Genomic DNA, 21982 nt, shown 5'->3' with positions numbered 1-21982 from the left:
TTCCTATTCCACGCCTGCGTTGATCGCTCGGCGCATTCCGTCGCCTAATAAATTCACCAGCAGCACGCTTATCATGATAGCCGCGCCCGGCAACATAACCGTCCATGGAGCGACATACACCAGCTCCAGCGAATCGCCTAGCATTGCCCCCCACTCGGGAGAGGGCAGTTGTGCCCCGAGATCGAGAAAACCGAGTGCTGCGATATCTAAAATTGCCATCGAAAGAGCACGAGTGAATTCACCCACCAGTACGCCTGCGATGTTAGGTAATACTGAATCCCACAGGATGAACCACGTGGATGCGCCGTCTAGACGTGCGGCGACGACGTACTCTTTTTCCAACTCTTCGTGTACCGAGGTATAAACCTCGCGCACCATATGTGGCAACAGTGCTAGCCACACGGCCAACATGGCGTGTTCCAGACGCGGTCCCATAAAAGCGACGACGACAATAGCTAGCAGCAGGGAAGGGATTGATAGCAGCGTATCCAGAATATGATTCAGGATCGCCGAGCGTAAACCATGCGTCACACCGGCCAAAATACCGATAATCACGCCAAAAATACTGGCGGCGAGGGTGACAATCAAAGCAGAGCCAAATGTCGGCGCAACGCCACATAACAGACGGCTAAGAATATCGCGGCCTAAATCGTCGGTGCCGAGGAAAAATGACACGTTCCCATAGCGGGACCACGACGGTGGCAGCAGTTGGTAGCCGAGAAATTGTTGGTCTAGCGCATACGGTGCCAGCATGCTGCCAAAGAAGCATAGCGCTATCAGCAGCAGTACGCCGTACAGACCAATCATGGCGAGCGTATCTGCATGAAAATGCAGCCACGTCTGACGCAGTGGGCTAGGTACGCGTTTTTCGCGGTATACGTTATCGAAGTGCATACCATTCCTTATGTTTCAATGGATTTGTCAGTGCGCCCACGATATCAGACAGCACGTTCACGATTAGCACCAGAGAACCGACCAGCATCACGCCCGCCGAGATAGCCGCAAAATCCTGTTGACGAATGGCGTTAATCATCCAGCGGCCGAGTCCTGGCCAACTGAATACCACTTCAGTAATCATCGCCAGCGTCAGCATGGTGGAAAACTGTAGTCCCAACTTCGGGATAATTGGTGGCAGCGCATTATGCAGCACATGACGACGGATGATGGTAAATCGGGTCAAACCACGCGTAGCGGCTGCTTTAATGTAATTCTGGCTAACGACGTTATCGGTACTGATCCTCATCAGGCGGATCACTTCGGTCATCGGAACCAGTGCAAGCGCAGTGACGGGCAGTATGATATGGCGAGCGACACTCATCAGCATGGCATCACGGTAAGGTGAGTCCGATAGCCAAGCATCAATCAATGCAAAGCCGGTCACGTTTTTCATCGGGTAGAGCAGATCGTAGCGGCCTGATACCGGCAGCCATCCCAGATGCAGTGAAAAGAACAGCATCAACAAAATGGCTAGCCAGAAAACCGGCATCGAATAGCCAAACAGTGCCAACGCGCTGATGGCGCCATCTTGCCATTTACCTCGCAGCAGACCGGCGATAATCCCCAGAGGAATACCGACAATCAATGCCAGCATAAAGGCCAAAATGCATAGCTCCATGGTGGCTGGGAAGACTTCTTTCAGTTGCTCCACAATCAGTTGGCCGTTGATGCTGGACACACCAAAGTCACCTTGAAAAAGGCTATGCACGTAGAAGCTGTATGCATCAATCAGTGATGCGCCGCCAAGCGGCGCATGTGGCGTGAAATAGAGCAGGCTAAAACCGACCAGCGATAGGAAAAATATCGTGACCAACAGCAACAGCAGTCGACGCAACGTGAAGATAATCATGGTTTATCCTCCGCACCGGCAGGGGCATCTGCGGCAGAAGTTGGTGGGCCTGCGTCAGGATCGTTAGTCGCTTCGGGCTCGGGTTGCTTTTCACGATAGACACCGGCGAACGACGCGTTACCAAATGGACTTAATACGAGTCCTTTGATGTCATAACGATAGGCCTGAAGACGCAATGATGAGGCCAATGGTAGAATCGGTAGCTGTTCTTCGAGAATTTTTTGTGCGTCCTGATAGTCCTCGATGCGCTGAGAAAGCTGTTGTGACAACAATGCCTTGTGCAGCAGGGAATCGAATGCGGGATCGCACCAGTGCGCTAAGTTAGTTTGTGACTGAATGGCGGCACAGCTCAGTAACGGACGGAAGAAACTGTCTGGATCATTACTGTCGGTCGCCCAGCCAGAAAGCGTCATGTCATGGCTCATATCGCTCAAGCGCGCTTCTTGGAAACGGCCTTCAACCGGAATGATGCTTACTTTGATGCCCACCTGCGCCATGTCAGCCTGAATGAGCTCTGCGGTTTTTAGCGGGCTTGGGTTATAGGCCTGAGAGGCGGTCGGCACCCAAAGCTGAAGGTGCAAGTTGGTGACGCCGGCTTGTTTCAGCAGTTCTCGCGATTTTTCAGGATTGTATTCCGTGATTTTAGCTTCGCTATCATACGCCCAAGAAGCGCGAGGCAGCAGAGACGCGGCAGTTTCTGCTGTACCATAATAGATTGACTGCATCAGACGCTGGTTATTAATCGAGTAGGCAATAGCTCGGCGCACATCAAGATTATCCAGCGGCGGTTTGCGAGTATTAAATGCCAAATAAGCAACGTTCATCCCTGGGCGGAGCGTAAGGCGCAGGCGAGGGTCATCGCGCAAAATACTGAGCTGGCTAGCGGCGGGATAGGCCAGCACGTCGCATTCGCCGGTCAATAGTTTGGATAAACGTCCAGTCCCCCCAGCACCGAGATCGATAATCACCTGAGGCATACGAGGTTTGCCTTTCCAGAACGCGTCATTGCGATCCAGACGGATATATTGCCCCGCGTGATACTCATTCAGCATAAACGGGCCGGTACCCACTGGCAGACGGTCAATTTCTTCTTCCTTCCCTTTTTTAGCCAAATTGTTAGCGTATTCGGCGGAAAGGATCGGTGCGTAGTGGGTGGCTAAGTGCCATAAGAATGATGCGTCGGGCTGTTTCAGCCGAATTTCGACCGTTGAGTTATCCAGTTTGCGCACGCTTTGCACGGCATCGCTAAATTGGAGACTTTCGAAATAAGGATAGTGACCGCCATTTACGTTGTGGTACGGATGCTTGGGATCAAACATGCGGTTGAAACTAAAAACCACGTCGTCGGCGTTCATCTTGCGCGTAGGTTTAAACCAGTCGGTGGTCTGGAAAGGCACATCTTTACGCAGATGCAACACGTAGGTTGCGCCGCCGTCTAACACTTCCCAGCTTTGTGCTAATTCAGGGATTAAGCGGTAGGTATAAGGGTCAACGTCTAGCAGACGATCGTAAAGCTGCGCAGCCAGAGTATCAACGGTCAGACCACTGCTGGCCATTTGCGGGTTGAAGGTATTGAGTATCCCGCTGACACAATAAATAAAACCGCTCTGACGGATATCCGGCAGCGGTTTGAGTTTGGTCGTAGGGGCAATATCGGCTGCTGTCGCAACGGCAGACAGGCAACTTAATGCCAGCATCAGGGTTTTTAGACCACGCATAAACGCTTCAAGAGGTTGTTGAGCAAAGTGTTTAGTGTAACGTACATTGGCTGGCAGCCCAATCATTCCAGTTAAGTGATAGGGTTATTTGCCTCATGCTTAACCAATCCTATTGATAAGCATATGTTAGAAACCTCCAATCAGCGGGTTTTATAGCAAATATTCCGTGCGGGAAAGCGCCTGTAGTGTGATATGACGCACGTGCCACATACAAATAAGAAAAATTCCCAACAAAATGCTTTACAGATCGTACTGATAACTATTATCATTCAATCGTTCTTTAGAGACGCCTCCTCAGGGCATTCACTTCTCTTAAGAGCACGACATTGCTCACATTGCTTCCAGATCTACTTTATAGCCAGCCGGGTGCTGGCTTTTTTTTTGCCTCAATTTTCAAATATCGTCTTTGTACTTCTATCCGAGCGCCTGCCGTCAGCCCTGAATGTCCAGTTTTTTCATGATCCCACGCAGCTGATGGTAGGTAAGATTTAATAATTGAGCCGCTTGCCTTTGATTGTGTCGGCTCTGCTGTAGCGCCTGAATGATAATCTGCTTTTCGCTTGCCGCCAGCCACGCTTTCAAATCGAGTGGGAGAGTTGGCTGTTGTGACGCACTGATCGCCGTGGGTTCGCCAGACGGTGGTTGCGATAATACGACCGTTTGGGGCTTAAAGGGATTAATGACGATCGCGTCCAGCAGTTCAGGGGATTCGCCATGCCGATAAACCGAACGCTCCACGACGTTTTTTAGCTCACGGATATTGCCCGGCCAAGAGTAATTCAGCAGCGTTTCCCGTGCGCCATCGCTGAATCCGGGGAAAAAAGATAAACCCAATTCGCCGCACATTTGCATGGCAAAGTGTTCCGCGAGCAGCATGATGTCACTGCGACGTTCGCGTAGTGGGGGCAGTTGGATAACGTCGAAGGCCAGTCGATCTAACAGATCCGCGCGAAAAGTGCCTTCAGCAGCCAATGCGGGTAAATCCGCGTTAGTTGCACAGACTAAGCGCACATCGACCTGCAACGGTTGGCTACCACCCACGCGTTCCAGATGACCATATTCAATGACCCGTAGTAGCTTTTCCTGAATCAACATCGGCGCAGTCGCCAGTTCATCCAAGAAGAGCGTCCCGCCATCGGCACGCTCGAACCTCCCCAGATGACGCTTTTGCGCTCCGGTAAATGCGCCTGCTTCATGGCCAAAAAGCTCGGAATCCAGCAAATTATCGTTAAGCGCTGCGCAGTTCAGGGACACAAACGGTCCCTGCCAACGGTGAGACAAATAATGCAGGCGGTGCGCAATCAACTCTTTACCCGTACCGCGTTCACCGATGATCAGTACCGGTTTATTTAGCTTCGCTAGCTGTGACGTCTGCTCTAACACCTCGAGAAAACTGTTGGCTTGACCGAGCATGTTTTCAATATTGTCTGGCATCGCAACTCTCTCGCTTAGTGAATTTCACCATCTGTTAGTTAAAATCATCACACCATGTTTTACCCCTAGATGGCAATGTTTTTTAATTATTCTTTAAATAACAGCCAAATACGGTGAATTGCAAAGTTGGCACGATACTTGATTATATCTTTGCGAGGCAGTAAATCATTTCAACACCGGATGTGCCGACTGAATGCACGCCGAATAATGAGGATAGTAATTATGGGTATTTTTTCTCGTTTCGCCGACATCGTAAACGCCAACATCAACACCTTGCTGGATAAAGCAGAGGACCCACAGAAGCTGGTTCGTCTGATGATTCAGGAAATGGAAGATACTCTGGTAGAGGTGCGTTCTACTTCCGCTCGGGCTTTAGCGGAGAAAAAACAGCTGATGCGCCGTATTGAGCAGGGTGAAACCCAGCTGAATGAGTGGCAGGAAAAAGCCGAGCTGGCGCTACGTAAAGATAAAGAAGACTTGGCACGTGCGGCATTAATTGAAAAACAGCGTGTTAGTGATTTATTAACTACGCTGCGTCATGAAGTGAGCAACGTTGAAGAAACGTTGGATCGTATGAAGCGTGAAATCACCGAATTGGAAAGCAAGCTGACGGAAACGCGTGCTCGCCAGCAGGCTTTGGCTCTGCGCCAGCAGGCTGCCGCTTCATCTCGAGAAGTTCGCCGCCAGTTAGACAGCGGTAAATTAGACGAAGCAATGGCGCGTTTTGAACAGTTTGAGCGCCGTATTGACCATATGGAAGCCGAAGCGGAAACCATGGGTTTAGGCAAAAAGAAATCACTTGATCAAGAGTTTGCCGATCTCAAAGCCGATGATGAAATCGGCCAACAACTGGCCGCGTTGAAAGCCAAAATGAATCGCCCTGAATAAAGCGCGATGAGCAATCGAATCACCGGAGTTATGGAATGCCTCTATAACTCCGGAAAAAGGAATAGACTGTTGCTAACAGCGTTACTCGAATACACAGCTTTATGCGAATAATAAGGAATTCATGATGGGCTACCTTTTTCTTGCCATCCCTCTGACCATTTTTGTTTTGTTTGTATTACCCGTCTGGCTATGGCTGCACTACAGCAATCGTCAGGAGAATGACAGTGCGTTGCAAGCGCAAGAAGTGCAACGTTTAGCACAATTGAATGAAGAAGCGCAGCGTATGCGTCAGCGCATTAGTGCACTCGAATCCATTCTGGATGCAGAACATCCAAACTGGAGGGACGCTTAATGACAATGCCAATGAGCGGTAAAAAATTGTATCGCATTCCGGAGCGAGGCGTCGTCAAAGGAGTCTGTGCCGGCTTGGCTGAATACATGGGCGTACCGGTTGCACTGGTTCGCGTTATGGCCGTGCTGTCGATTTTTTGCGGCCTGTTTATCATCACAGCCATTTTGTACATGGTGTTGGCGATGACGCTACCCACGGCGAGCGCTGCCGAGTTGAGCGGCGTACAGCAACCCACTGCACGCCAGCAAATGCAAGTGGTTACGGTAGATCTCAACGAGTGCGAGCAACGCTTGCGCCGAATAGAGCGCTACGTCACCTCGGAAACCTTTGGCGTAAATCGCCGTTTCCGCGATCTATAAATTTATTCGCCAAGGGCTAGGAGGAAAACAATGAGTCAATTTAAACCTGCTGATATGCTGCGTGCAGGTGGCCGTCAGGCTCGGCGTTATCTGCCTGGTCTGCTGAAAAACGGTTTACTTTTGGGGCTCACCTTTGCCCCAGCCGGTATTGCCGCCGGTGTATTGCGTTATGTGACGTGGCGGCCGCTGCGTTGGTTGTTAATATGGGGATTAGAACCTTTATTACAGCGGGCGGTTCGTCAGGCAACGTCCCGTTATCGTCACGGAGCTGAAAAGCCATAGCGGCTGCGTGTAAGGAGAGGAATGAAAAGGCTACAAAATGAAATTGCGTCTTTGGTTAACCGTGGCGTCGACCGTCATTTACGATTGGCGGTGACCGGGCTAAGCCGAAGCGGAAAAACCGCATTTATCACTTCTCTGGTTAATCAGCTTTTGCATATTCACAGCGGCGCTCGTTTACCGCTGTTTTCTGCCGTGCGCGAAGAGCGCATTTTAGGGGCTAAACGCGTACCGCAGCGCGATCTCGGCGTGGCGCGCTTTACCTATGATGAAGGGCTATCACAACTTTACGGTGAGCCAGCTATGTGGCCAACGCCCACGCGAGGCGTGAGTGAGATCCGCTTGGCGCTTAAATTCCGCAGTAATGACTCGTTGCTACGCCACTTTAAAGATACATCGACCCTCTATTTGGAAATCGTCGATTATCCGGGGGAATGGCTGCTGGATTTACCGATGCTGGAACAGGACTATCTGAGTTGGTCACGGCAGATGAACGGACTGCTACAAGGGCAACGTAAAGAGTGGGCTGAAGAATGGCTGGCGCTGTGCGCAAAGTGCGACCCACTGGCTCCTGCCGATGAAAAACAGCTGGCGGCAATTTCGCAGGCATACACCGATTATCTGCTTCGTTGTAAAAACGAAGGGCAGCACTTTATTCAACCAGGGCGCTTTGTTTTACCCGGCGATCTGGCTGGCGCGCCAGCGTTGCAGTTTTTCCCGTGGCCGCAGGTGGTTGACGTGGGTGAGTCAAAATTGGCTCAGGCAGATAAGCATACCAATATCGGCATGCTGCGCTCACGCTATCACTATTATTGCAATGAAGTTGTGAAAGGCTTTTATAAAGAACACTTTGTGCGTTTTGATCGCCAGATTGTGCTGGTGGATTGTCTACAGCCGCTCAATAGTGGGCCGCAGGCATTTAATGAAATGCGCTTAGCGCTCACTCAACTGATGCAGAGCTTTCACTATGGCAAACGAACGCTGTATCGCAGACTCTTTTCACCGTGTATTGATCGATTGATGTTTGCCGCCACTAAAGCCGATCATGTCACGGCCGATCAGCATGCAAATTTGGTTTCTTTGCTCCAGCAGTTGGTACAGGACGCGTGGCAAAATGCAGCGTTTGAAGGTATTAGCATGGACTGCGCCGGTATCGCTTCAGTACAGGCAACACAGAGTGGTTTAGTCGATCATCACGGGCAGAAAATCCCTGCGCTGAAAGGGCATCGATTGGCTGATGACCAGCCTCTAACGGTTTTCCCAGGAGAGGTTCCGGCACGTTTGCCAAATAATGAATTCTGGCAAAAACAGGGATTTCATTTTGAAGATTTTCGCCCGCAAAGCATGAATGTGGATAGCCCATTGCCGCACATCCGTATGGATAGCGTGATGGAGTTTTTATTGGGAGATAAATTGCGATGAGCGAACCGATAAAACCAAGAATTGAGTTTGATCAACCGCTGGCAACTGAGCCAGAGGTGGTGCTCAAAGCCAGCCAACAGTTTGCGGCACAAGAGGCTGACAATTTTTTGCCAGCCGAACCAGAAATGCTGACAGAAGAACAGGAGGGGCGTGCTGAAGGTATCATTAATGCCGCGCTCAAACCCAAACGCAGCCTGTGGCGGCGTATGGTCGGTGCCGGTTTGGCACTGTTTGGCGTAAGCGTCATCGCGCAAGGGGTACAATGGTTTCATCAGGCATGGATTCAGCAAGACTGGATCGCGCTGGGGGGGACTGTCGCTGGGGGCTTGATTGTGTTGGCCGGTGTAGGCTCGCTGGTGACGGAATGGCGCCGTCTTTACCGTTTACGTCAGCGCGCCGAAGAGCGTGATGTTGCTCGCGATTTGTTGCACAGCCACGGTATTGGTCAGGGAAAAGCGTTCTGCGAAAAGCTAATGCAGCAGGCGAGCCTCGATCAGAGTCATCCGGCGGTGCAGCGCTGGCAGGCGTCGCTACATGAAACGCATAATGACCGTGAAGTGGTGGAGCTGTATTGCAAGTTGGTGCAGCCCGTGTTGGATGTTCAGGCTCGTCGTGAAATCAGCCGCTACGCAGCGGAATCAACGTTAATGATTGCGGTCAGCCCGTTAGCGTTGGTCGATATGGCGTTTATCGCTTGGCGTAACATTCGCTTGATCAACCGCATTGCGGCGCTTTATGGTATTGAACTTGGCTACTTCAGCCGAATTCGACTGTTCCGCTTAGTGTTGCTGAACATTGCCTTTGCTGGTGCGTCTGAACTAGTGCGAGAAGTCGGCATGGACTGGATATCACAAGATTTAGCCGCGCGCTTGTCTGCCCGAGCAGCCCAAGGTATTGGCGCTGGTTTGCTGACGGCTCGTCTGGGAATTAAAGCGATGGAGCTTTGTCGTCCACTGCCGTGGCTAGAAAATGATAAACCTCGCTTGGGCGATTTCCGCAAAGAGCTTATTACGCAGTTGAAACGCGTGGCGCCGAAGAAAGCAAAAGAATCGTAGCCCGATTATCCCCTGCGATGTGTAACCGAAAAATGCTCCTCATTGCGTAGGAGCTTTTTTTTACGCTCAAGACATTAACTACGTGTAAGCACTGGTTTCGTGTGGCGATTAAGATTGAGCTCGCTGGGACACTATGGGCGAATGCATAGATTCAACCTACCGTAAGTCCATATTCTGATTTTAGTGTACCTAAATAGTTTGCCTATGCTCTTGTGTATATACTGTGCGCCGGAAATACAGGCGCTAAGCATTCGGTGGATCACCACTTTTCGACAAGCTGAACACAAGGGATGGACGTCGGTGAAACAGAAAAAATGGTTTTTTGGGGCGGTGGTTTTAGTTGCTAGCCATCAAGTCTTTGCTTCGATGGATGTTGATGAGTGCGAATGGTGGGCTGAAGGATGCAATATGGCAAGTTATCCATTTTATGCACCGGCCAATGACACCCGCAGCAATTTACTGATGTTGGCTTCTGAACGGCTTCATTTTGCGTCTCCTTTCCCGCAGCTAGCCACTGATGAGCGCAGCTCTCGTGCGACTCCTTTTTATATTACCCGCCTCAAAACCACTGACGGCTTTGACGAAACGGGCAGTATCGTTATCCCTGTTGATGCTCAGGCGTTGATGGCTGATGCACGTAAAATGAGCATTAATCTGGATGGTGTGGCATTGGAACCAAGTTACACCAACGTAGACGGTGGGCGCTGGGTATCGAACAATCCCGCGACGTTACAGCGATTCTTCAAACAATTGTTGGCGGATGATTCTCTTACCGATGAGCAGCGCCGTGCTCTTGCCAATGAACGTGTTCGCTTACTGCGTGATTCCGCAGAGGAAAGTGCACTGCCAGCTCTGCCATTCCCCGCAGACTCTCACGCTCAGGCATTCCGCGATTATTTAGCGGGTATTGATGCTTTTTATCGCGGGGATTTTTCAAACGCTGAGACACCATTTTTGGCCTTGAAACAAAGCTCACAGCCATGGGTTGCCGAAACTGCGCAGTATATGTTGTTCCGTATCGCTTTAAACCAAATTGTTGAGGATGCGGTCGACGATATGGGGATGTTTGACCGTACAAAAAGTAATAAGGCGGCTGCGGCGCTGGCGTTAGAGCGAGGGGATGAATATCTAAGCAGCTTTCCTGCGGGGCAGTATGTCAATTCGGTGCAGGGATTATACCGCCGTATCAATTGGTACTCGGGAGATTACAATGCGTTAGCCTTTAACGGAGAAAAAGCCATCTCTCAGGCCACAACGCCAGAGGCGTTGCAATCTGTAATCAATGAACTGGATGCCCGCTTGCTGGGGAATCAATATCTTAAACCGCCTTTTATTGGTGAACCTAATAGCCCGCAGGTCACGTTTACACAGGTATTAAAACGTCTACGTGAAAACTATCAGACGCAGACGACAGCGACGCAGGTCACCGCAGAAGAGTTGGCAGGCTACAAAGCGCTATTTGAGAAAGCCGACATGCTGCCTGCTTGGGAATATCTGCAAACCGCATGGACGTTTTATCTGAAACATGACTACGCCGCAGTGCTTAACGCTGCAGCCTCCGCAGACAAAGACGCAGTGAACGATACGCTGTTGTTTAGCCAACAGGTATTACGCGGTCTGTCCATGCAAGAATTAGCGCGCTGGCCGGATGCTGAAACCTATTGGCGGCATTTACTCACCATCGATCACTCACGGATTCAGCAGGATTATCTGCAATACCAATTAGCCAACAGTTTGGCTCAACAGGGTAAAGTTGACGATATCTTTGTCGCGAACAGTCCCGTAGTGAATCTTGCCTATCGTTCAAACGTGTTGAAGATGCTTGCGAGTCAAGATCTGCTCCGCAAACAGGTTGAAACAGGACAAAGCCCCGAAGAGCAAATTATCGCGTTGCATACGTTGTTGGCGAAGGAGTTGCTTAACGCTGACTATCAAGGGTACTTACAGGACAAACCGCGAGCCGAGCTGTTTAAGCAACCTGTGCGCGATGATATGCGGGATGTGATGCTGTCTGATTTCAATTGGGATGGGCGCAATGCGCAAGAGGGGTACGTTTGTCATTCCCTTGACGATATTGTCACGACCCTAGCGCAGCGCCCGAAAGATGCCCGTGCATTAAACTGTTTAGGCGAATACCTTCGTGTTTCCAACTTAGTGATACCTAATGGCTACGACGATGGCATTACCGCTGATTTAACCAAGGCTAAATCTCAGTATGACGATCGCTCAGTCAGCCGTTTAATGCATTACCAACAGGTCATTGCGATGCCTGATGCGCCTCCTGAAGATAAAAGCTATGCACTTTATCGCGCGGTGATGTGCTACGCCCCGACGGGTGAGAATGACTGCGACCAGCAAGATATCGATAAAAACACGCGTAAAGCGTGGTTCCTACAGCTCAAGAATGATTATCCCGGCAGTGAGTGGGCCAGCCGTTTGCGATTTTATTGGTGAGAAGTTGGTGCTGGGGAGCTATCGCGCTCCTGTTTAGCCTCGGTGTGCATGCCAGCGAAGGGCGAGTGGAAGCTGGGAGTTATCACAATTTCTGGCTTTGGTCGGCGGTTCGCTCGCAGCCCGTGCTGAAGCAGGCGCAGGTTTTGTATCTGCATCAGGCGGAGATTATGACGCGACGTGGCAAACCTGCACTCTACAAACGAGGTTTGCCATACTCTGCGATCGTTGTTCCTGATGTGTGGATCTCGGTGCGAGTGTCCACGCTTGATATTCCTGATTCGATGGTAAATGCGCTATTGAAACTGTGCCGGAATTGGGAGGCAGCGGGGACTCACGTGGTGGGGATTCAGATTGATTTTGATGCCGCCAGCTACCGGCTTGATCAATATTCTGTTTTTTTGTTAAAACTTAAAAGCAAGCTGCCAACGGGTTACAAACTGGGGGTTACGGGGCTACTCGATTGGGCCAAAACCGGCAGCGTTGAACAGCTTAATCAACTCCCCGTTGATGAAGTCGTGATCCAGACTTATCAAGGACGACATACGGTCACTCGCTATCAGGAATATCTGCCCGCGCTGCGAGGGCTTAACATCCCTTTTAAAATTGGCTTGGTACAAAATGGCGTATGGGACAAACGTTGGCAACGCTATTTTGCCACTTCCCCCAATTATCTGGGAGAAGTGGTATTTCTATTAAATGAGCAGTAATCAATATCTGTTTTGTATCCCCGACGTACCTCGAGTGGCATATCCGCTGTTTTAAACGGAGTAACCCGAAATTTTTTAGGTATATCAGGTGAATATAGAAATATTACCTGCTTACTGGGAGCTCTTTTCTGGCTCCCCATTCACTCCATGAACCGTCATACAGGGCAACGTCGTTAGCCTGTAGCGTGGTGAGCGCCAGTACCACGACGGCAGCGGTTACGCCAGAACCACAGCTAGCAATAATTGGTTGCTCAAAGTTAACGCCTGCGTCAGTAAAGATGGCTTTTAGCCGTTCGTTAGGCTTGAGAGCGCCATCCTGAACCAGATCGCCCCAAGGCACGTTACGGCTGGTGGAAATATGCCCACGACGCAAACCCGGACGCGGTTCGTCCACTTCACCGTTGTAGCGAGCGGCAGGGCGGGCATCGATAATTTGAACGCTGTCATTTTGCGTCGCTAACAAAACATCGTTGGCATTTTTTACGACTAGCGGATCGAGCTGGGCGACAAAAGTGGCGTGGTTTTTCGCTGGCATCCCACTTTCAAGCGGAAGCTGCTGTACTTTCCAAGCGTTAAAGCCACCGGCCAGAATCGAGACCTTTTTTACCCCAAAGCTGCGTAGCATCCACCATGCGCGTGGCGCAGAGAACAAATTCCCTTCGTCGTACACCACTAAATGCTTTTCACTGCTGATGCCAAGGGCCTGCATATCGGCGGCAAACTTTTCCGCCGTTGGCATCATGTGCGGCAGCGGGCTGCTGTGATCGGATAGGGCTTCGATATCAAAAAACCGTGCGCCTGGCAGATGCGAGGTATGGTATTCGGCTTCCATATTGCGCAGGTGTTCTTGACCCGCGGGAGCCATACGGGCGTCAATGAGCTGAATATCCGCATCATCTAAATGAACCGCAAGCCACTCGGCGGTGACGAAAAAGGTATTTGCCATGGCAATGAGTCATCCTTTTAATTAAAAAAAGTCTTATTGAAACAATATCTAAGCCGTTCTTTATACCTCAAATGCTACAAGGTGGTAATCTTTTCCACCGAAGTGAAAACGAGTGACATCGGTCATACCCAGTCCTTGAACATGGGCGACCAGTGAATGTGGATTGTCATCGGCAATAAACGCCAATCCTGCGTCATATTTTTGGTGCATATGATCTTTTACGGCGGCAAACAGCTGCGACAACACTCCCGCACCGCGAAAACGGCGAGAGATGCAAACTGGGCCGTAAAGGAAAGGCGTGAGTTCGTTTAGCGGGCGCTGATTCAGCGAGTTGTGCTCTGCAACTTCAAGCAGAGCGTCGATAACGGGTGGGTGCGGCTTTGCACAGGTTGCGGTCATACACACAAAACCGGCCACGGTTTTACCCTCGACGGCAACTAAGATGCCCAGTTTGCCGTTGATGGCTTCGAGCTGAGCCCGACTCATCTGAGAAACGATGTATCCCTGTTGTAAATTTTCGGCATCCAGATTTTCAGGCGTATTCAGCCGCTGGATTTCTAAAATGCTGTCATAGTCTGCTGGGGTAGCTTGTCGAATGATCATGTGCTGCATTTCCCCTATTTATATCTAAAATGGGTGATGAATAGGTGATAAGATTCTGTGGTATAGCTATGATGTCATAACTGTGATGATTAGTTTAAGTTTCATTATATAAGTTGTCATAGTTTTACTACCGTAACCCAAAGTCAGTCTTGTGATAAATCAGAAATGACTGGCTGGATAACAATAGAAAGATCTGTCAACTTATACTGACAGTTACTGTTTCAGTTGTCGTACAATGACCCCATCAGTATGAGCGACAGCTGGTTACCTCTCGTGTTTTTGACACGTATGTTTTTTATACATAGCAATATGCAGATTAAGGTCAAAACTGATGCGCCTGGAAGTTTTTTGTGAAGACCGAATCGGCTTAACCCGTGAACTGCTGGATTTGCTAGCAGCGCGTAATATTGATTTGCGCGGGATTGAGATCGATACCATCGGTCGTATCTATTTGAATTTTAATGAACTTGACTTTGAAGTCTTCCGTCAGTTGATGGCAGAAATTCGTCGCATCAGCGGTGTTACCGACGTGCGCACAGTGCCTTACATGCCATCAGAGCGTGAACATCGTGCGATGTGGGCACTGTTGGAATCACTGCCTGAACCGGTTTTTTCCATCGATATGAAGGGAAAAGTTGAGCTGGCGAATCAGGCTGCGCTCACGCTGTTTGGTACGACGGAAGACAAAATCTGTAATCAGACCGCAGGGGGGTTGATCGGTGGTTATAACTTTTTGCGCTGGTTGGAAAACGAAACTGTTGCTCCGCACGCGGAAAAAGTTGTGATCCGTGGTCAGGACTATCTGATGGACATTACCCCGATCTATCTTGGTGATGAGAAGGGCGAAATGTCTGCGCCAGTGGGTGCGGTGGTGGTGCTGAAATCTGCGGTGCGCATTGGACGTCAGTTGCAAAATCTTACCGTAAACGACGACAGTGAATTCGAGCACATCATTGGCGTGAGTTCTAAAATGCGTCAGGTGTTGGAACAGGCACGAAAACTGGCGATGCTGGATGCCCCGTTATTGATCGTGGGTGATACCGGAACCGGTAAAGATGTATTGGCGCGCGCCTGTCATTTACGCAGCCCACGCGGCAAACAGCCATTTTTAGCGCTAAACTGCGCGGCATTGCCTGATGACGTCGCCGAAAGTGAACTTTTTGGCCATGCCGCAGGGGCTTATCCTAACGCGCTGGAAGGTAAAAAAGGTTTCTTCGAGCAGGCTAACGGCGGTTCGGTGTTGCTGGATGAAATCGGTGAAATGACGCCGCGTATGCAAACCAAGCTGCTGCGTTTCCTTAACGATGGCACGTTCCGTCGCGTGGGGGAAGAGCATGAGGTGAGTGTTGATGTGCGCGTTATTTGCGCGACGCAGAAAAACCTCATTGATTTGGTGCAGCGCGGTTTATTCCGTGAAGATCTCTATTACCGCTTGAACGTACTGACGCTGAATTTACCACCGTTGCGCGAGCGTACTCAGGATATTATGCCGCTGACCGAGCTGTTTGTGTCACGCTTTGCCGATGAGCAGGGAATGCCGCGTCCTCGTTTGGCGCCAGAACTGAACGGTTTCCTCTGTCAGTACGGCTGGCCGGGTAACGTCCGTCAGTTGAAAAATGCGATTTACCGCGCGCTGACTCAGCTAGAAGGGTATGAACTGCGCCCGCAGGATGTGGTGTTACCTGAGTTTGAGGCAGAAATGGCGTTGGGTGATGAAGTACTTGATGGCTCGCTCGACGATATTTGTAAGCGTTTTGAACGTTCAGTGTTGACGCGTTTGTATCGCAACTATCCAAGCACGCGCAAATTAGCTAAGCGTCTGGGTGTATCACACACGGCGATTGCGAACAAACTCCGTGAGTATGGATTGAGTAGTCGACGCCATACAGAAACGCATCCTGATTCTGAGGAAGCGTAAAAAAGAAAACGCGGTGGCTGGAAACAGCACCGCGTTTTTGTTTATATCAGGCTAACGTTTATTTCAGCGCAGCCAGAGCCGCGTCGTAATCTGGCTCTTCGGTGATTTCGTTGACCAGTTGGCTGTAGACAACGTTGTCGTTGCTATCCAGAACGACGACTGCACGTGCAGTCAGGCCCGCTAGCGGGCCGTCAGAAATGGCAACGCCATAATCATGTTTGAAGTCACCTCCGCGCAAGGTGGACAGAGTGATGACGTTGTTCAGGCCTTCAGCGCCGCAGAAGCGTGACTGAGCAAAAGGCAGGTCGGCAGAGATGCACAGCACCACGGCATTTTCGGTCTGGCTCGCCAGTTGATTGAATTTTCTCACTGATGCGGCACATACGCCGGTATCAATGCTTGGGAATATATTCAGGATTTTGCGTTTACCAGCCAGACTTGCCAGATCAACATCGGAAAGATCTTTAGCGACCAGTTTGAAAGGCTTCGCTTTGTCACCCGCCTGAGGGAGTTGGCCGGCTACGTGAACTGGGTTGCCTTGAAAATGAACTGTCTGCGTCATTATGGTATTTCCTATTACAGTTAGTTAACACGAACTAGAGTTTACGCTAACACGATAACCTTGAATACACGAACAATTTTAAATGTTTGTGTAACATGGTGATATTGGCTAATACTTCAGCTATGACATCCATGACTCGCTTCGCGCCTTTAATAAAAGCTAAGGAATCAGCATGAAAACGATGCGTTTTTATTCAGAAGTCTGGCCTTTACATACCCCATTTGTGATTGCTCGCGGTAGCCGAACCGAAGCTTATGTCGTGGTGGTTGAGATTGAGAAAGATGGTGTGGTGGGTATTGGCGAATGTACGCCGTATGCACGTTATGGTGAGGACGTAGAGAGCGTGCTGGCGCAGCTAGCATCGGTTCAATCGGCGGTTGAACACGGCATCGATCGTCGTGAACTGCAAATGCGCCTCCCCGCAGGCGCTGCGCGCAATGCCGTGGACTGCGCACTATGGGATTTGATCTGCAAGCAGACGAATACCACGCTGTGGGAGCAGTGTAATGTGCCGCAACCCACTCAGATACGCATGGCTCAAACGGTCTCTATTGGTTCTCCAGAACAGATGGCGTCAACGGCGCTCTCTCTGTCTCAGCAAGGCGCAACATTGCTGAAAATCAAACTAGACGATCATCTTATCACCGAGCGCTTGATGGCTATCCGAGCAGCGGTGCCAGAGACAACGCTGATTGTTGATGCTAATGAGTCGTGGCAGGCGGAAGGATTAGCGGCGCGTTGCCAGCTTTTAGCTGATGTTGGCGTTGCCATGCTAGAGCAGCCGTTGGCCGCGAAACAGGATGATGCTTTGGCACACTTTATTCATCCTTTGCCTATCTGTGCCGATGAAAGCTGCCACACCTGTAGCGACTTTTCGGCGCTGAAAGGGCGTTATGACATGGTGAATATTAAGCTGGATAAAACCGGCGGGCTGACCGAAGCGTTGGCGTTACGTTCTTTGGCGCAGAAAGAGGGGATGGCCATCATGCTAGGATGTATGATTTGCACCTCGCGGGCGATTCGTGCCGCATTGCCGTTGGCACCGGCAGCCAAGTTTGTCGACTTCGATGGACCGACTTGGCTGGCACAGGATTCTCAGCCTGCACTGAACTTTAGCTGCGGCGGCATTCAGCTATAGCTTTGCTGGCTATAAATCATAATCGATCAACGCCAGCAGTGCCGGAAGATACTTTTCGCTGGCGAGATCGGCTGAAATAGCTGGAAGCTCTAACGTAATGCAGGGCAAACCGAGATCGGCACACCAGCTACCAAATGAGCCCGGCGTTTCATATCCTACACTGCTGACCAGCGGCAGCTCAAAGTCTGCGGAAAGCTGCTGTCCCAGCAGGCTGTGGTGCGGATCTTCCACGCAGGCTAAGGGTTCATGCAACGAGACGACCCATGCCGGTTTTAAGCGGTGAATAAGCTGGCACAATGCCTGCGTTTCTGGCTCCGAGCCTGCGGTGTCTCCGGTCGATAATCTGACGTCTCTCTCACTGCTGGCGCTGTTCCAGCGGTAAACGGACGAGCCAGATAGCCAGTTGGCTGCGGGGAAGTTTCGGTTTAGATCGACACCAGCCGAATTAGCACGTAGCCCAAGCTGGCAGCCGTCTGGGTTGACCGCCAAAATAACATGGTGGCGCTGTTGCATTGGCTGCAGGCTGCGTAATGCGCAGGAAAGTGCAATCACGGCCGTGGTTTCGTCTCCGTGAGTACCCGCCATGATCAAGCCAGTCTCACGATCGGGCTGCACCGCGGGGAAATAGAGCAGCGGTGCACCGAGTAAAGAGTGGCCATAGGTGATGGCTTCTGCGCTGATTTGTCCGCGTTCTGAGCGGGGACGGATCTGTTTTACACCATTTCCCATGCAACAGTTTTCCCGTGATAGTAGAATAAGTTCGAATAATTTCCGTCTGTTAACCTTCTTATTAAGGCACACTTTTTGACCTCAGAAAACGTTCGACTCGACAAAAAATAACGAACGTGGGGGATAACGGTGTTCAGAATGAGGAAATGCTGCAGGCCATGCCAATGACTTTGGATATATAGGGTTCTATTCATGCATCTTTTTCGTGTTACCGCATTAGCCGCATTGATTGCTTCGGGGTTTGTTACCGCACAGGCTGCACAGGTTCCGGCTGGAACCCTATTGGCCGATAAGCAGGAGATTGTTCGTCATATTAAAGATGAGCCCGCGTCGTTGGACCCCGCTAAGGTGGTGGGTTTACCGGAAGCACAGGTTGCCCGCGATCTTTTTGAAGGTTTGGTGAATCAGGGGGCCGACGGGAAGCCAGAGCCGGGCGTAGCTCAGAGTTGGCAAACCGTCGATAACAAACGCTATGTGTTTAAACTGCGTGAAAACGCCAAATGGTCGAACGGTGAACCGGTTACGGCCTACGATTTCGTTTACAGTTGGCAGCGTCTGGTTGATCCCAAAACGCTTTCACCTTTTGCGTGGTTCGCGCAAATGGCGGGGATCGCGAATGCAGACGGAATTATCAGCGGCAAAGTACCGGTGCAAAAGTTGGGCGTTGCTGCACCTGATTCACAAACGCTGGTGGTGCAATTGAATAAACCCGTGCCTTTTTTTGTGAATCTACTGGCGAACTTTAGCCTGTTTCCTGTTCCACAAAAGACCATCGAAAAATACGGCAACGATTGGACTAAGCCAGAAAACGTGGTTGGCAATGGTGCGTTTGCCATGCAAGAGCGGGTCGTGAACGAAAAAATCGTTTTAAAGCCAAACCCTTACTATTGGGATCATAAAAATACGGTGTTGACCAAGGTGACGTTTATTCCGATAAATCAGGAATCGGCGGCGACTAAGCGTTATCTAGCTGATGATATTGATATCACCGAATCTTTCCCGAAAAATATGTATAAAAAGCTGATGAAGGATATCCCTGGTCAGGTGTATACACCGGATCAGTTGGGCACCTACTACTATGCCTTTAATACACAGAAAGCGCCGCTCAATGATGTTCGCGTTCGTCGTGCGCTTTCCTACGCTATCGACCGGCAAATCATTGCGGAAAAAGTGTTAGGCACAGGCGAGAAGCCCGCGTATCACTTCACACCGGATGTGACCGCCGGATTTGAGCCTGTGCCTCTAGCCATGCAGAAAATGACGCAGGCTGAGCGCAATAAACAGGCAAAAGAGTGGCTGAAAGAGGCGGGGTATGGACCAAAGAAACCGCTGAAATTAACGCTGCTGTATAACACGTCGGAAAATCACCAAAAGATTGCGATTGCCGTGGCATCCATGTGGAAGAAGTCGCTGGGGGCTCAGGTGAAATTAACCAATCAAGAGTGGAAAACCTATATCGATAGCCGTAATACCGGCAAATTTGATGTGGTACGAGCGTCGTGGGTGGGCGACTATAACGAAGCATCGACGTTTTTGTCGTTGCTGACGTCGACGCATAGCGGCAATATCGCCAAGTTTAATAGCCCCGGCTATGACAAATTGCTGAAAATGGCCAGTGAGGAAACCGATGCCGCCAAGCGTAATGCCGATTACGTACAGGCTGAGCAGATCATTGCCGAGCAAGCACCGATTGCACCTATCTATCAGTACACCAATGGGCGTCTCATTAAACCGTGGGTGAAGGGTTATCCTATCACTAACCCTGAAGATGTTGCCTACAGCCAAACGATGTACATTATCAAGCATTAAATAAGTGGGGGAGCCGGCTTGGCGGCCTGCTCCTTTTCTAGCTGCTCTTGCTTTATCAGTGTGTACGCAACGTAGTATTTGAAGATATTGCTCACATACTGCACCGTTTCATTACCGATTTTTAATTGCGCAACGCGTTCGACGTTGTCAAACCAGCGGTTCGGATCGAGCCCCATAGTTTTAGCCTGTTTGCGTAAACTCTCCACTTTGGCGGGGCCTGCATTGTAGGCGGCAAAGGTGAAGAGCATTTTGTTGAGATCGTCCATAGGCTGATCGGCAAAATAGCGCTCCTGCATAAAGCGAATATATTTTACCCCAGCATTTATGTTGGGATCGGCTTGGGTGATGTCTCCTACTTTGAGCGATTTCCCCGTGCTGGGGAGAATCTGCATAATGCCAATCGCACCGCTGTGACTACGTTTGGTCTGATCAAGTTGCGATTCTTGATAACCTTGGGCCACCATCAATAGCCAATCCACGCTGTATTGTTTGCCATATTTTTGGAATATCGCAGTGACCTGTGCGAACTTCGTGAGTTCCTTTTCAGACGTGGCGCTTTTAACCCACTTCACACTGCGCAAGTATTTATATATCTGCTGGTTACCAAACGAGCTTCCCAGCTTATGGCTGGCACAAAAAGGGTCGAGTTTAGCACGCAACAATGGGGAGTTTTTACGCCACGCGAGGGCGATATTGCCATCCTCGCGTAGGGCTATATGATCGTAAACCACAAGATTAGGATAGATTTTTTGCCACAGCAGCGCGAGGTAGCGATCAACGACCGTATAGCCCGCAAGATTGGCGTTAATCATCTCTAGAATATCTTCTGGCTCAAAATTTCCCGGCGCGCTATTGACCCGTAGTGGTGCTAATCCTTGTTTCTTTAATTGCTCATTAAATGCGTTCACGCTTTGCATATAGCTGGTGGACGGATTAATAAATACGCTTTTTCCTGCTAAATCATTGACGGTGGTAAGCGGTGGCTGAAGCTTGTTGGCAACCACAACCTCATGTACCCCCGTGGCCAGCGGCATGGAGAAATCCACTAACTGCTGGCGCTCTGGGGTAATTGTGAGGTTTGCTGCAATAACATCGCCTTTTCCTGCGAGTAAATTGGGGATCAGCTTGTCCCGAGAGGTTGGGATAAGCACCACATGGATTTTTTTGTCCGGCTTGACGCCGTTGTTCAACTGCTTATCAAACTCTTGCATTAGCTCAACCATCAAACCCCGAGGCGTACCCTGATTGTCTAAAAAATAAAAGGTTTTGCTATAGGGGATCAATACGCGAATGATTCTGCGCTGCTGCATGGTGTCGAAATCACCATACACCGACTTTATGGCCGTTGGCAGCGCCAGTGTTTTAGCCGGTTCGGCGTAGCTGAAAGCGCTGAACAGCAGAGCAATGAACAGATAGAGGCAGCGCACCATGGTTCACCTAAAGGCGGAGGAGAAATGGGCGAATATCGGGCTTCGCGTTATCTTTTAAATATAGTTCTTCTGCGTTGCAAGCTGGATATTTATTCATTCGACAAATTCATGTGGCAAATGTAAATGTCGCTAACACCAGATCAATCTGATTCCTTGACGTTAATGTTTTGTGCATATTAGCTCTGCTTGCGTTAACAATTTGAAATATAACGCAAAAGTATTTTGGTAACACATTGATTTATTGGCATTTTAATTGCCTTTTCTTTTCTGACTGTTAGTATGACTTGTGTTGATAACACTGGCAGTTCTACAGCCTTGTATATTTGATGAGTT

At 50.0% G+C, this 21982-nt stretch carries 20 protein-coding genes; 11 read left to right on the top strand and 9 right to left on the bottom strand.

The genetic code is table 11. The features are described from left to right. Positions 1–3: 3 nt before the first annotated feature. From sapC to pspF, 4 genes are all read right to left on the bottom strand, one after another. Positions 4–894, bottom strand: a complete 891-nt coding sequence (gene sapC / locus K9N75_RS12755) for a putrescine export ABC transporter permease SapC (RefSeq protein WP_008813703.1) — start codon at positions 892–894, stop codon at positions 4–6. Beyond that, positions 881–1846: a putrescine export ABC transporter permease SapB gene (gene sapB / locus K9N75_RS12750; protein ID WP_004093129.1), complete on the bottom strand. Its 966-nt coding sequence runs from the start codon at positions 1844–1846 to the stop codon at positions 881–883. Before sapB ends, sapC begins: the two co-directional genes overlap by 14 nt. After that, positions 1843–3564 carry an ABC transporter substrate-binding protein SapA gene (gene sapA, locus K9N75_RS12745; protein WP_223283527.1) on the bottom strand — a complete coding sequence of 574 codons (1722 nt, stop codon included), beginning with the start codon at positions 3562–3564 and terminating at the stop codon, positions 1843–1845. The genes sapB and sapA overlap by 4 nt, the downstream gene beginning before the upstream one ends. A gap of 432 nt (positions 3565–3996) precedes the next feature. Continuing rightward, entirely contained in the window at positions 3997–4998 is a 1002-nt protein-coding gene (gene pspF / locus K9N75_RS12740) for a phage shock protein operon transcriptional activator (protein ID WP_130995798.1), read from the bottom strand. A 222-nt stretch (positions 4999–5220) separates the two neighbouring features. On the opposite strand from pspF, the gene pspA reads away from it, so the two are divergent. The 8 genes from pspA (at position 5221) to K9N75_RS12700 (ending at position 12514) form a co-directional block, all read left to right on the top strand. After that, positions 5221–5886 (top strand): phage shock protein PspA, encoded by a 666-nt coding sequence (gene pspA / locus K9N75_RS12735; RefSeq protein WP_035503465.1) that lies wholly within the window; start codon positions 5221–5223, stop codon positions 5884–5886. Positions 5887–6010: 124 nt separating this feature from the next. Beyond that, on the top strand, positions 6011–6238 hold the full coding sequence (gene pspB / locus K9N75_RS12730) for an envelope stress response membrane protein PspB (protein ID WP_008813699.1): 228 nt from the start codon (positions 6011–6013) through the stop codon (positions 6236–6238). Continuing rightward, complete coding sequence (gene pspC / locus K9N75_RS12725; protein ID WP_039186466.1) at positions 6238–6597, top strand: envelope stress response membrane protein PspC; 360 nt, start codon at positions 6238–6240, stop codon at positions 6595–6597. Before pspB ends, pspC begins: the two co-directional genes overlap by 1 nt. Positions 6598–6627: 30 nt before the next feature. After that, positions 6628–6879 (top strand): phage shock protein PspD, encoded by a 252-nt coding sequence (locus K9N75_RS12720; RefSeq protein ID WP_004093148.1) that lies wholly within the window; start codon positions 6628–6630, stop codon positions 6877–6879. Positions 6880–6900: 21 nt separating this feature from the next. Continuing rightward, complete coding sequence (locus K9N75_RS12715) at positions 6901–8298, top strand: YcjX family GTP-binding protein (protein ID WP_224451707.1); 1398 nt, start codon at positions 6901–6903, stop codon at positions 8296–8298. After that, complete coding sequence (locus K9N75_RS12710) at positions 8295–9353, top strand: YcjF family protein (protein ID WP_224451706.1); 1059 nt, start codon at positions 8295–8297, stop codon at positions 9351–9353. Before K9N75_RS12715 ends, K9N75_RS12710 begins: the two co-directional genes overlap by 4 nt. Positions 9354–9653: 300 nt before the next feature. Continuing rightward, positions 9654–11807 (top strand): PA5441 family protein, encoded by a 2154-nt coding sequence (locus K9N75_RS12705; RefSeq protein ID WP_061059972.1) that lies wholly within the window; start codon positions 9654–9656, stop codon positions 11805–11807. Further along, entirely contained in the window at positions 11777–12514 is a 738-nt protein-coding gene (locus K9N75_RS12700) for a DUF3142 domain-containing protein (protein WP_061059973.1), read from the top strand. The genes K9N75_RS12705 and K9N75_RS12700 overlap by 31 nt, the downstream gene beginning before the upstream one ends. A gap of 103 nt (positions 12515–12617) precedes the next feature. Here K9N75_RS12700 and sseA read toward each other — a convergent pair whose 3' ends face one another. Together sseA and K9N75_RS12690 are read right to left on the bottom strand one after the other, a co-directional pair. Beyond that, the gene (gene sseA / locus K9N75_RS12695; RefSeq protein WP_224451705.1) at positions 12618–13460 is read right to left on the bottom strand and encodes a 3-mercaptopyruvate sulfurtransferase; all 843 of its coding nucleotides are present in this window, start codon (positions 13458–13460) and stop codon (positions 12618–12620) included. Positions 13461–13520: 60 nt separating this feature from the next. Continuing rightward, a complete protein-coding gene (locus K9N75_RS12690) occupies positions 13521–14063 on the bottom strand; it encodes a GNAT family N-acetyltransferase (RefSeq protein WP_008813692.1) in 543 nt (180 codons plus the stop codon). A 331-nt stretch (positions 14064–14394) separates the two neighbouring features. On the opposite strand from K9N75_RS12690, the gene tyrR reads away from it, so the two are divergent. Then, complete coding sequence (gene tyrR, locus K9N75_RS12685; RefSeq protein WP_224451704.1) at positions 14395–15981, top strand: transcriptional regulator TyrR; 1587 nt, start codon at positions 14395–14397, stop codon at positions 15979–15981. Positions 15982–16039: 58 nt separating this feature from the next. Here the strand turns inward: tyrR and tpx are convergent, their stop codons facing one another. Continuing rightward, positions 16040–16543, bottom strand: a complete 504-nt coding sequence (gene tpx / locus K9N75_RS12680) for a thiol peroxidase (protein WP_004093161.1) — start codon at positions 16541–16543, stop codon at positions 16040–16042. A gap of 172 nt (positions 16544–16715) precedes the next feature. Here tpx and ycjG point away from each other — a divergent pair, with 172 nt between their 5' ends. After that, positions 16716–17681 (top strand): L-Ala-D/L-Glu epimerase, encoded by a 966-nt coding sequence (ycjG, locus tag K9N75_RS12675; protein WP_008813689.1) that lies wholly within the window; start codon positions 16716–16718, stop codon positions 17679–17681. 9 nt (positions 17682–17690) lie between these two features. Here the strand turns inward: ycjG and mpaA are convergent, their stop codons facing one another. Beyond that, positions 17691–18410, bottom strand: a complete 720-nt coding sequence (gene mpaA, locus K9N75_RS12670; protein ID WP_039186485.1) for a murein tripeptide amidase MpaA — start codon at positions 18408–18410, stop codon at positions 17691–17693. A gap of 192 nt (positions 18411–18602) precedes the next feature. Between mpaA and K9N75_RS12665 the strand changes: the two genes are divergently transcribed. After that, positions 18603–20219 carry a peptide ABC transporter substrate-binding protein gene (locus tag K9N75_RS12665; RefSeq protein ID WP_008813687.1) on the top strand — a complete coding sequence of 539 codons (1617 nt, stop codon included), beginning with the start codon at positions 18603–18605 and terminating at the stop codon, positions 20217–20219. Here the strand turns inward: K9N75_RS12665 and K9N75_RS12660 are convergent. After that, a complete protein-coding gene (locus K9N75_RS12660; RefSeq protein WP_224451703.1) occupies positions 20216–21649 on the bottom strand; it encodes an MltF family protein in 1434 nt (477 codons plus the stop codon). The two genes, K9N75_RS12665 and K9N75_RS12660, sit on opposite strands and share 4 nt — an antisense overlap. Positions 21650–21982 lie beyond the last annotated feature (333 nt).

It is taken from the genome of Hafnia paralvei (genome assembly GCF_020150375.1).
GTDB classification, from domain to species: Bacteria; Pseudomonadota; Gammaproteobacteria; order Enterobacterales; family Enterobacteriaceae; genus Hafnia; species Hafnia paralvei.
Note: the sequence above shows the minus strand (reverse complement) of the source record. Positions and strands in the feature narration are given on the sequence as shown.

What these genes read in the sequence shown, in the direction of transcription:
- sapC (WP_008813703.1), bottom strand. Translation starts at nt 894, where the DNA reads ATGCACTTCGATAACGTATACCGCGAAAAACGCGTACCTAGCCCACTG.
- sapB (WP_004093129.1), bottom strand. Translation starts at nt 1,846, where the DNA reads ATGATTATCTTCACGTTGCGTCGACTGCTGTTGCTGTTGGTCACGATA.
- sapA (WP_223283527.1), bottom strand. Translation starts at nt 3,564, where the DNA reads ATGCGTGGTCTAAAAACCCTGATGCTGGCATTAAGTTGCCTGTCTGCC.
- pspF (WP_130995798.1), bottom strand. Translation starts at nt 4,998, where the DNA reads ATGCCAGACAATATTGAAAACATGCTCGGTCAAGCCAACAGTTTTCTC.
- pspA (WP_035503465.1), top strand. Translation starts at nt 5,221, where the DNA reads ATGGGTATTTTTTCTCGTTTCGCCGACATCGTAAACGCCAACATCAAC.
- pspB (WP_008813699.1), top strand. Translation starts at nt 6,011, where the DNA reads ATGGGCTACCTTTTTCTTGCCATCCCTCTGACCATTTTTGTTTTGTTT.
- pspC (WP_039186466.1), top strand. Translation starts at nt 6,238, where the DNA reads ATGACAATGCCAATGAGCGGTAAAAAATTGTATCGCATTCCGGAGCGA.
- K9N75_RS12720 (WP_004093148.1), top strand. Translation starts at nt 6,628, where the DNA reads ATGAGTCAATTTAAACCTGCTGATATGCTGCGTGCAGGTGGCCGTCAG.
- K9N75_RS12715 (WP_224451707.1), top strand. Translation starts at nt 6,901, where the DNA reads ATGAAAAGGCTACAAAATGAAATTGCGTCTTTGGTTAACCGTGGCGTC.
- K9N75_RS12710 (WP_224451706.1), top strand. Translation starts at nt 8,295, where the DNA reads ATGAGCGAACCGATAAAACCAAGAATTGAGTTTGATCAACCGCTGGCA.
- sseA (WP_224451705.1), bottom strand. Translation starts at nt 13,460, where the DNA reads ATGGCAAATACCTTTTTCGTCACCGCCGAGTGGCTTGCGGTTCATTTA.
- K9N75_RS12690 (WP_008813692.1), bottom strand. Translation starts at nt 14,063, where the DNA reads ATGATCATTCGACAAGCTACCCCAGCAGACTATGACAGCATTTTAGAA.
- tyrR (WP_224451704.1), top strand. Translation starts at nt 14,395, where the DNA reads ATGCGCCTGGAAGTTTTTTGTGAAGACCGAATCGGCTTAACCCGTGAA.
- tpx (WP_004093161.1), bottom strand. Translation starts at nt 16,543, where the DNA reads ATGACGCAGACAGTTCATTTTCAAGGCAACCCAGTTCACGTAGCCGGC.
- ycjG (WP_008813689.1), top strand. Translation starts at nt 16,716, where the DNA reads ATGAAAACGATGCGTTTTTATTCAGAAGTCTGGCCTTTACATACCCCA.
- mpaA (WP_039186485.1), bottom strand. Translation starts at nt 18,410, where the DNA reads ATGGGAAATGGTGTAAAACAGATCCGTCCCCGCTCAGAACGCGGACAA.
- K9N75_RS12665 (WP_008813687.1), top strand. Translation starts at nt 18,603, where the DNA reads ATGCATCTTTTTCGTGTTACCGCATTAGCCGCATTGATTGCTTCGGGG.
- K9N75_RS12660 (WP_224451703.1), bottom strand. Translation starts at nt 21,649, where the DNA reads ATGGTGCGCTGCCTCTATCTGTTCATTGCTCTGCTGTTCAGCGCTTTC.